Genomic DNA, 9,721 nt, shown 5'->3' on the forward strand with positions numbered 1-9,721 from the left:
CGCATCGCGTGACCTATGCGCAATACTACGAGAGATGCACACGCCTTGCGTCCGCCCTTGCCGCCAAGGGCGTGGCTCCGGGCGATGTTGTGGCGACCCTGATCCCCAACCTGCCCGCACAGGCGGAGGCCCATTTCGGCGTGCCTGCATGCGGTGCCGTTCTGAACACGATTAACACCCGCCTCGACTTGGATACGGTTGCCTATATCTTTGACCATGGCGGCGCGAAGGTCGTGCTGCTGGATTCCCAGTTCCTGGAACTGGCAGAGGCTGCATCACAGGAGATGGACGGCCCGGCGCCGGTGCTGATCGAATGCCCAGACCCTCATGCCGGGTTCCCCGCGTCGGGACGGCATCAGACCTATGAGGACCTGCTTGCAACAGGCGATCCTGCCTTTGACTGGATCATGCCAGAGGATGAATGGGAGAGCCTTGCCCTCAACTATACCTCGGGCACAACCGGACGGCCCAAGGGTGTCGTCTATCATCACCGAGGGGCGTACCTGATGACCATGGGCACCGTCGTGTCATGGCGCATGGTTCTGCATCCGGTGTTCATGGCCATCGTGCCCTTGTTCCATTGCAATGGCTGGAACCACACGTGGATGATGCCGATGCTGGGCGGCACCTTGGTGTGCTGCCGCGATGTGACGGCCACGGCCATCTACAATGCGATCCACTATGAAGGCGTGACCCATTTCGGCGGTGCACCCATCGTGTTGAACATGATCGTAAACGCGCTGGATGAGGATCGGAGGACCTTTGATCACGTGGTTGAAGTGTTTACCGCGGGTGCGCCCCCGGCCCCGGCGACGCTCGCCAAGATCGAAGCGTTGGGGTTCAACGTCACGCAGGTATACGGGCTGACCGAAACCTATGGTCACGTGACCGAGTGTCTTTGGCAAAGCGATTGGGACGGGGCCGAGGATACGGCGGCAATCAAGGCGCGGCAGGGTGTCGCCTTTCCTATGATGGAGCACATCACGGTCATGGACGCCGATATGGCGCAGGTGCCGATGGATGGGGCGGCGCAGGGTGAGATCATGATCCGCGGCAACTCGGTCATGAAAGGGTATCTGAAGAACCCGGATGCGACGGCGGAGGCGTTCGAGGGCGGGTATTTTCATTCGGGCGACATCGCGATCCAGCACCCAGATGGCTACATTCAGATCGCAGATCGCGCCAAGGACATCATCATCTCCGGCGGCGAGAACATCAGTTCTGTCGAAGTGGAGGGTGTGTTGATGGGTCACCCGGACGTGAACCTTGCCGCTGTGGTGGCGAAACCGGATGACAAGTGGGGTGAGGTGCCCTGTGCCTTTGTGGAGTTGAAGCCCGGCACCAACCCGAGCGAGGCGGATTTGATCGCGTTTTCGCGTGAAACCCTGGCTGGGTTCAAAACCCCGAAGAAGGTAGTGTTTCAGGAGTTGCCAAAGACCTCGACCGGGAAGATCCAGAAGTTCGAATTGCGCAAAACAGCCGCGGATTTGTAGGGTTTTCGGACCAATTTGAGCGCGAACACCTGTCCCCGTGGGGTTTGTCCCCGCGGGGACAGCTTGTTCTGCGGGTTTGCGTGATCTTTAGAGCTTTGTGATTTGCGCCTGTTTTCAAAGGCCTGACCCACCGGGCGGCCGTTTCAGTCAAATTTAACCAAGAAATTTCAAGCTGGCGGCCGAGGGGCCGCAGTTTTTCCAAATGTCCTGCCCCTCTTGGTGGTTTGACCTTGTGCGCCCATGTAGGGTGAACGCTTAGGGGGACTTGCCATGAGCCTTGACGACCTGCCCAAACCCGAGGGCTACAGTATCGATGTTGAGCCGCTGACGCACCCGGTGCGGATCTGGCACAACGATGTGCTACTGGCTGACACCACACGCGCCCGCGCGATGTACGAGACGCGGCTGCCGACAGCCATCTACGTTCCGCGCGACGATATTCTGGTCGACCTTGGCCCCAAGACCGACCTGCAGACCTTCTGCCCGTTCAAGGGCACAGCGAGCTATCATGATGTTTTGCTCGAGGGTGAAACGATCCCGAACGGGGTGTGGAGCTATGTATCCGCCCTGCCCGAGAGCAAGGGCATTCAAGGTTTTGTCGGCTTCATGCCCCATGCCGCCACACGCGTCGAGTTGGGCGAGAACCAGTTGCAGACCGAGCGCGATGGCAACATCACCGGGCCGCTGGTTGATTGGCTGATGCGCGAGGCGGGTACGCTGCCCGACCCCGAAGCCTTTACCCGCGCCGTCGCCACCAAGATGCGCGAGAACGGAATTGCCGTATCTCGCCTTGCCGTTCTGATCTGGTCGTTGCATCCGATGATTGCGGGCAAGAACTATATCTGGCGTGTGGATACGGACGACGTGCAGACCTTTGCACCGTCTTACGACATCCACCAGTTTCCAGGCTTTGTGAACAGCCCGTTGCAGCATGTGTCCAAGGGGTTGGGCGGCGTGCGGCAGCGCTTGGGTGATACGGACGAGGCGTCACGCTTTCCGATCATGGACGATCTGCGGGCCGAAGGGGCGACGGACTATGTGGCCATGCCCCTGCCCTTTTCCGATGGGCGGACGAACGTGCTGACGCTGACCTCGGACCACCCGGACGGGTTCACGACCGAGAACCTTGGGCTGGTCTTTGAATGTGCGACTGTCATCAGCCGCTATTACGAGGTGTTCATGCAGCGCGAGAATGCGCAGGCTTTGCTGGAGACTTATGTGGGCAAGCGGTCTGGCGCACGGGTGCTGGGCGGCGAGATCCGGCGCGGCGATGGAGACGAGATTGATGCGGCGATCATGTTCTGTGACCTGCGCGGTTCGACCCGGTTGGAGCAGGCGTTGCCGCGGGATGAATACATTGCGCTTTTGAACGCGTTTTTGGACATCACATCGACCATCGTGGATGCGCATGGCGGAGAGGTGCTGAAATTCATTGGCGACGCTGTGCTGGCTGTCTTCCCCGCAGGCGAGGATGCGGCGGCCGCCTGTGCGTCGGCCCTTGAGGCCGCACGGGAGGTGATTGCGAAGGTGGCAGAGGATGAGGTGACGGCGCAGACGTCATGCGCCATCGGGATCGCCTTTGGTCGGGTCACATATGGGAACATCGGGTCAAGCACGCGGTTGGATTTCACCGTAATCGGCCTTGCCGCAAATGTGGCCGCGCGCCTGTGCGATGCGGGCAAGCGCCATGACCATGCGATCATGGTCACGGACGAGGTGGCGGCGGGCCAGACCGGGTTGTCCGATCTGGGCCCACTGGAGCTGCGCGGTGTCAGCGCCCCAATCCATGCCTTTGGCGATATGTCGTGAGGTGGAGGTGTCCTCCGCCCCGCCCGTCACCCCTTGGCGTAGCCGATGGTTTGTAGTGCGTCCTTGATCTCGTCCAGGATGACCGGGTCGTCGATGGTTGCGGGCATCTTGAAGTCCTGATTGTCCGCGATCTTGACCACTGTGCCACGCAGGATTTTCCCGGAGCGCGTTTTCGGCAAGCGATCTACCACCACCGCCTGTTTGAAAGCAGCTACGGGGCCGATCTGGTCACGGACGCGTTTGACGCATTCCGTGACGATATCGCCGTGAGGGCGATTCACGCCCGCTGTCAGACACAGAAGGCCGACCGGGCTTTGCCCCTTGAGCTGGTCCGAAACTCCGATGACCGCGCATTCAGCCACGTCCGGGTGGCCTGCCAACACTTCCTCCATCGCGCCGGTGGACAGGCGGTGGCCTGCAACGTTGATGACATCATCGGTGCGCGCCATGATGTAGAGGTAGCCGTCCTCATCCATCATGCCCGCATCGCCGGTTTCGTAGTAACCGGGGAACGTGTGGAGATAGGATTTGATGAACCGGTCCTCTGCGTTCCAAAGGGTTGGCAGAGTGCCGGGGGGCAGTGGCAGTTTGACCGCAATGGCGCCAAGCTCGCCGGGTGCTACGGGGTGACCGGCATCATCCAGGATCTGCACATCATAGCCGGGCATGGCCACGGTGGGAGAGCCCACCTTGACCGGCAGCGCCTCAAGGCCCGCAGGGTTGCCCGCAATCGTGTAGCCGGTTTCGGTCTGCCACCAGTGGTCATAGACCGGCACGCCCAGCATGTTTTGCGCCCATTCGATGGTGTCCGGGTCGGCCCGTTCGCCGGCCAGATAGAGGGCACGCAGGCCGCTAAGGTCGTATTTTGCGCGGTACTCGCCCTTGGGGTCTTCGCGCTTCACGGCGCGGATGGCCGTGGGGGCCGTGAAAAAGGATTTGACGTCATGCTCTTCGATCACGCGCCAGAATGTGCCCGCATCGGGCGTGCCCACGGGCTTGCCCTCGAACACGATGGTGGTGTTGCCGTGAATTAGTGGCGCGTAGCAGATGTAGGAGTGACCGACGACCCAACCCACGTCGGACGCGGCCCAGAACACCTCGCCCGGGTTCATCTGGTAGATGTTCTTCATCGTCCAGTTCAGCGCCACGAGGTGCCCCGCCGTGGCCCGCACGACACCCTTGGGCGCGCCGGTGGTCCCGGAGGTGTAGAGGATATAGGCCGGATGGTTGCCGGGGACGGGTGTGCAGGGTGCGGGCTCTACCCCCTCTTGCACCGCATGCCAGTCGACATCGCGGGGGCCAAGATCGCAAGGCGACTGCTCGCGCTGCAGGATCACGCAGAAGTCCGGCGTATGGTCCGCCTCTTTGATCGCACCGTCGAGCAGCGGTTTGTACTCGACGGTCCGGCCCGGTTCGAGACCGCAGGATGCCGCGATGATCGCTTTGGGTGTGCAATCGTCGATGCGGACGGCCAGTTCGTGGGCGGCAAAGCCACCGAATACGACGGAATGGACGGCGCCGATACGTGCGCAGGCCAGCATCGCCAACAGCGCCTCGGTCACCATGGGCATGTAGATGATCACACGATCCCCAGCGGTGACGCCTTTGGCTGCGAGGGCGCCCGCAAGCGACGCGACCTGTTTCTGCAACTCGGCATAGGTCGTCTCGGATTTGGTGCCGGTGATCGGGCTGTCATAGATGATAGCCACCTGGTCGCCACGGCCAGCTTCGACATGCCGGTCCACGGCGTTCCAGCAGGTGTTCACCTCAGCGTCTGCAAACCAGTCATAAAGGTGTTCGCTACGCTGGCTCAGCGCCTTGGTTGGGGCCTTGACCCAGTCGATGGATTGCGCCGCTTGCATCCACCACCCCTCGGGATCCGCTTTCCAACTGTCATACTCCGCCCTGTAGCCCATGGCCCATACTCCTCCGTCATAGTCGCAAGCAGGGTTACGCGGCGACAACTGTCGGGGGCAAGGGCTGAGAGCGCCAACTGTGGCAGAATATCACGTGGACAGGTGGAAATATCAGTCGTTGCTGTCCATACGCTCGTAAGAAATGGCCGCGCGGCAATCGAGATCGTCGGTTGCGGAACAGCTGACGCGTCGGGGACCGTCATAGATCACACGCTTGGTAAACGTTCGGCCGTTGGCCGAATAGTCGCGCGTTACGGCGCGGAGCGTGTCGCCACGGTATTCGAATGTGCCTTCGCGTTCAGCAGTGATCTCGGTGCAGGCGGCGGCTGAAAGAAGCAACGCCGCAATTAGTCCAAGTCGCATCAAGCAATTCTCCTTGCCAAAGAGTGGCTTTCGAAAACGCAGTGTCAGTCACGTACCCGATTGACCGTGTCGAACAACGCGGCGCGACAATCCAGCCGGTCGCCAGTGATGCAGGTCACGCGTTCAGCGCCCGAGATGATCGTGGTGCGGGAATAGGTGCTGCCATCATCGTTTTGGTAGACCCGCGTAATCGACGGGTAGGTGCGCCCGAACTCGGTGTAGGTGCCGCGGGTTTCGCTCACCACCTCGGCACAGCCCGCAACTGCAAATACAGCCAATACAAGACCTGCGCGCATCATGATCACCCCAGTTTATCCACTCGGATACAGATAAGGTGCGAGATGCCGAAATACACCTGCGGGTTGTGCCGTTTTTTCAGGCTGGATTGGCTAATCTTTAGCCGTAATGCGCCACCGGCGTGCCAGCCACGGCTGACATGTTCAGCAATCCACGCGCCGTGATGGACGGCGACACGATATGGGCACGGTTGCCCATGCCCATCAGGATCGGGCCAACCTCTAAACCGCCACCTTTCATCTTGAGGATGTTGCGCACGCCCGAAGCTGCATCGGCGTGGGCAAAGACCAGCACGTTTGCCGCCCCTTCCAACCGGCTGCCCGGGAACAGGCGCTGCCGCAACTCGGGATCAAGGGCCGTGTCGATGTTCATTTCGCCCTCGTAACAGAAGTCATGGTTCTGTGCGTCGAGCATCCGGATCGCTTCGCGCAGGCGCCAGCCTGACCCGTCGCCCTGATTGCCGAACTGGCTTTGGGAGCAGAAGGCGATTTTCGGCTCGATACCAAAGCGGCGGACGTGGCGGGCGGCCCCAATGGCGATCTCGGCGATCTCTTCGGGATTGGGATGCAGATGCACCTGCGTATCCGCCACGAAAAGCGGCCCATCTTCGAGGATCATCATGCTGAGCGCGCCCACCGGGTGATAGGAGTCGCGCCCCAACACCTGTTGCACGTATTTGAGATGCCAGCGGAATTCGCCAAACGTGCCGCAGATCAGACTGTCAGCCTCTTCCCGATGGACCATGACGGCCCCGATCGCGGTCGAGTTGGTGCGCATGATGGCCCGGGCGAGATCGGGCGTGACACCGCGCCGGCACATCAGTTCGTGGTAGGTGCCCCAATAGTCGCGGTAGCGGGGGTCGTTCTCGGGGTTCACGAGGTCGACCGTATCGCCAATCTTGATCGTGAGACCTGCGCGGGCGATCCGCGCTTCGATCACTTCGGGGCGTCCGATCAGGATGGGCCGTTCGGTGGTTTCCTCGACCATCGCCTGGGCCGCGCGAAGCACGCGCTCCTCTTCCCCCTCGGCAAAGACGATACGGCGGGAGGTGATGCGCGCCGCCTCGAACACGGGGCGCATGAGAAGGGCCGATTTGAAGACCGATCCGTCAAGATTGGATTTGTAGGCGTCCAGATCCTCGATGGGACGGGTGGCAACGCCAGTGTCCATCGCGGCCTTGGCCACCGCCGAGCTGACGATGCCCACAAGACGCGGATCGAAGGGCTTTGGGATCAGGTAGTCTGCGCCGAAATTGAGCTGTTCGCCCTGATAGGCGGCTGCCGCCTCGGCGCTGGTGGTGGCGCGGGCCAAGGCAGCTATGCCGTCGATGCAGGCAAGCTGCATCTCGTCATTGATCGTTGTCGCGCCCACGTCGAGTGCGCCGCGGAAGATGAAGGGAAAGCACAGGACGTTGTTGACCTGGTTGGGAAAGTCGCTGCGGCCGGTGGCGATGATCGCGTCGGGGGCCACGCTGCGGGCGTCATCTGGCAGGATTTCGGGAGTTGGGTTGGCGAGCGCGAAGATGATCGGCTGCTTGGCCATCTTTTGCACATGTTCGGGCTTCAGGACCCCAGGGCCTGAGAGGCCCAGGAACAGGTCGGCGTCGTCGATCACCTCATCGAGCGTGCGCTTGTCACTCTTTTGCGCAAAGGCCGCCTTGGCCGGGTTCATATCCTCGGTCCGGCCTTCGTAGACGACGCCGTGGATATCGCAGAGCCAAATGTTTTCGCGTTTGACACCCAGTTTCAACAGCATGTTGAGGCAGGCAATGCCCGCAGCACCGCCGCCGGTGCTGACGATCTTGATATCCTCGAAGCTCTTGCTCGCCACATGCAGCGCGTTCTTTGCGGCTGCGCCAACAACGATGGCTGTGCCGTGCTGGTCATCGTGGAAGACCGGGATATTCATCCGCTCCCGGCAGAGTTTTTCCACGACAAAGCATTCAGGTGCTTTGATGTCCTCGAGGTTGATGGCACCGAAGGTGGGTTCCAACGCGCAGACTATGTCAGCCAGCTTTTTGGGGTCGCTTTCATTCACCTCGATATCGAAGCAATCGATGGAGGCGAATTTCTTGAACAGGACCGCCTTGCCTTCCATCACCGGTTTGGACGCCAGTGCACCGATATTGCCAAGCCCCAGCACCGCAGAACCGTTCGACACAACGGCTACGAGGTTGCCGCGTGCGGTGTAGCGGGCGGCGTTGGCGGCGTCTTCCTTGATCTCGAGACAGGCTTCGGCCACGCCGGGAGAGTAGGCACGGGCCAGATCGCGACCGTTTGCCATGGGCTTGGTCGCGCGTATTTCGAGTTTTCCGGGTTTTGGGAATTCATGGTAGGCAAGTGCCGCGTCGCGCAGGTTCGGTGTATCGGACATGGAATCCCCTTGGGTGTTCGGATTTGGTTTAGCGTTAAACTATTTTTTACAGCGCGCCAATTGACGTTTGGTCACGTCAGACCATCGTGACCCAAATGAGCACTGCGCGCACGACTTTTTTCAGGGGGCGCTGCCCCCATTGCATTCGCAATTCCCCCGAAGTTTATTTGGCAAAGTGAAGGGGAGTTAAATGGCTGAGATACGCGCCGAGATACGGTTGCCCACGCAGGAGTTGCGGGATGACATTCCGTTTTTCACCAAGGTGTTGGGCATGCGGATGGACATGATTTATCCCGCTGACGATCCTTCGGTGGCGGTGTTTTCCGGTCATGGGCTGCGGGTGCGGATTGAAGCAGGTGCACAAGAGCCGCCCGGGACACTGCGCATTCTGAGTGGTGACCCGGATGGGTTTGCGGGCGGTCAGCGCGTCCTGACAGCTCCCAATGGCACACGTATCGAGGTTGATGACCTGAACCCGCCTTTGGTCATGCCCGAGACCGCGCACAGTTTTGTGGTGCGGCGCCTGACTGATCAGGCCCCATGGATCATCGGGCGTGCTGGTATGCATTACCGCGATCTGATCCCCGATCGGCTGGGCGGGTCGATCATTGCGAGCCATATCCGCATTCCGGATGGCGGGCCGGTGCCGGACATGGTCCACTATCATACCGTCGGCTTTCAGCTGATCTATTGCTATCGCGGCTGGGTGGACCTTGTGTACGAGGATCAGGGAGAGCCGTTCCGGCTGCATGCCGGGTGCTGCGTGATCCAGCCGCCGGAGATACGACACAGGGTGCTGTATGCCAGCGACAACATCGAGGTGATCGAGATTGGCGTTCCGGCGGAACATGTCACGACCATTGACCACGAGATGGAGCTGCCGAACGGTCCGGCGAACCCGGAGCGGCGGTTCCAGGGACAGTCCTTTGTGCATCATAATATCGAGGAGGCCGTATGGGGTCCGTTCCGCCTGCCGGGTCTTGAGGCGCGCGACACCGGGATTGCTGCGGGCACTGTTGGCGTTGCCGGCGTTCAGGTGGCGCGCAAGGGCCTGGGCGACACCGTTTGGGCCAGACATGACAGCGACATCCTGTTCACCTTTGTGCTGGAGGGCACGATAACCCTTGAGGGTGACGGGCGCGCGCCACATACGCTTGAAGCCGGAGATGCCTTTGTCATCCCACCTGATATGGCCACGCGCTATGCCAACCTGTCCGATAACATCGAGTTGCTTGAAGTGTCTTTGCCCGGAGCGTTCCGTACGCACATCAATTAGGATGTCGCGCTTCGCCGCTGTTGGCCCTGCTCTGTCATCTTGGTGCGCCTTAAAGCGGTAGCCAACGCTGGAACGCTTGGGTAGTGTCGGGGCTCCGAAACGAGGAAACATATGGACGAGTTGAAGCAGGCGGCGTTGGACGTGCGGGAGAACGCATATGCGCCCTATTCGAATTTCAAGGTCGGTGCGGCCGT

7 protein-coding genes and 1 pseudogene are annotated in these 9,721 nt (G+C 60.8%); 4 read left to right on the forward strand and 4 right to left on the reverse strand.

Features of this window, described 5'->3' with window-relative positions:
- Window positions 1-1,493, forward strand: a 1,493-nt coding sequence (locus AC6RA8_RS18325) for an AMP-binding protein (RefSeq protein WP_500354655.1), incomplete at its 5' end; no start/stop codon positions are given.
- 270 nt (window positions 1,494-1,763) lie between these two features.
- Window positions 1,764-3,302 (forward strand): DUF427 domain-containing protein, encoded by a 1,539-nt coding sequence (locus AC6RA8_RS18330; RefSeq protein WP_500354657.1) that lies wholly within the window; start codon window positions 1,764-1,766, stop codon window positions 3,300-3,302.
- Between the two features lie 26 nt (window positions 3,303-3,328).
- On the opposite strand, the gene AC6RA8_RS18335 is transcribed toward AC6RA8_RS18330, so the two are convergent.
- From AC6RA8_RS18335 to AC6RA8_RS18350, 4 genes are all read right to left on the reverse strand, one after another.
- The gene (locus tag AC6RA8_RS18335) at window positions 3,329-5,218 is read right to left on the reverse strand and encodes an AMP-binding protein (protein ID WP_500354659.1); all 1,890 of its coding nucleotides are present in this window, start codon (window positions 5,216-5,218) and stop codon (window positions 3,329-3,331) included.
- A 111-nt stretch (window positions 5,219-5,329) separates the two neighbouring features.
- A complete protein-coding gene (locus AC6RA8_RS18340; protein WP_500354660.1) occupies window positions 5,330-5,581 on the reverse strand; it encodes a hypothetical protein in 252 nt (83 codons plus the stop codon).
- A 44-nt stretch (window positions 5,582-5,625) separates the two neighbouring features.
- Window positions 5,626-5,880 carry a hypothetical protein gene (locus tag AC6RA8_RS18345; RefSeq protein ID WP_500354662.1) on the reverse strand — a complete coding sequence of 85 codons (255 nt, stop codon included), beginning with the start codon at window positions 5,878-5,880 and terminating at the stop codon, window positions 5,626-5,628.
- A gap of 97 nt (window positions 5,881-5,977) precedes the next feature.
- Window positions 5,978-8,251 carry an NADP-dependent malic enzyme gene (locus AC6RA8_RS18350; protein ID WP_500354663.1) on the reverse strand — a complete coding sequence of 758 codons (2,274 nt, stop codon included), beginning with the start codon at window positions 8,249-8,251 and terminating at the stop codon, window positions 5,978-5,980.
- 190 nt (window positions 8,252-8,441) lie between these two features.
- Between AC6RA8_RS18350 and AC6RA8_RS18355 the strand changes: the two genes are divergently transcribed.
- Complete coding sequence (locus AC6RA8_RS18355) at window positions 8,442-9,527, forward strand: cupin domain-containing protein (RefSeq protein WP_500354665.1); 1,086 nt, start codon at window positions 8,442-8,444, stop codon at window positions 9,525-9,527.
- A gap of 111 nt (window positions 9,528-9,638) precedes the next feature.
- Window positions 9,639-9,721, forward strand: a pseudogene (locus tag AC6RA8_RS18360) (cytidine deaminase); the annotation flags it as partial.

The sequence above is a fragment of the Tateyamaria sp. genome, from assembly GCF_059783535.1.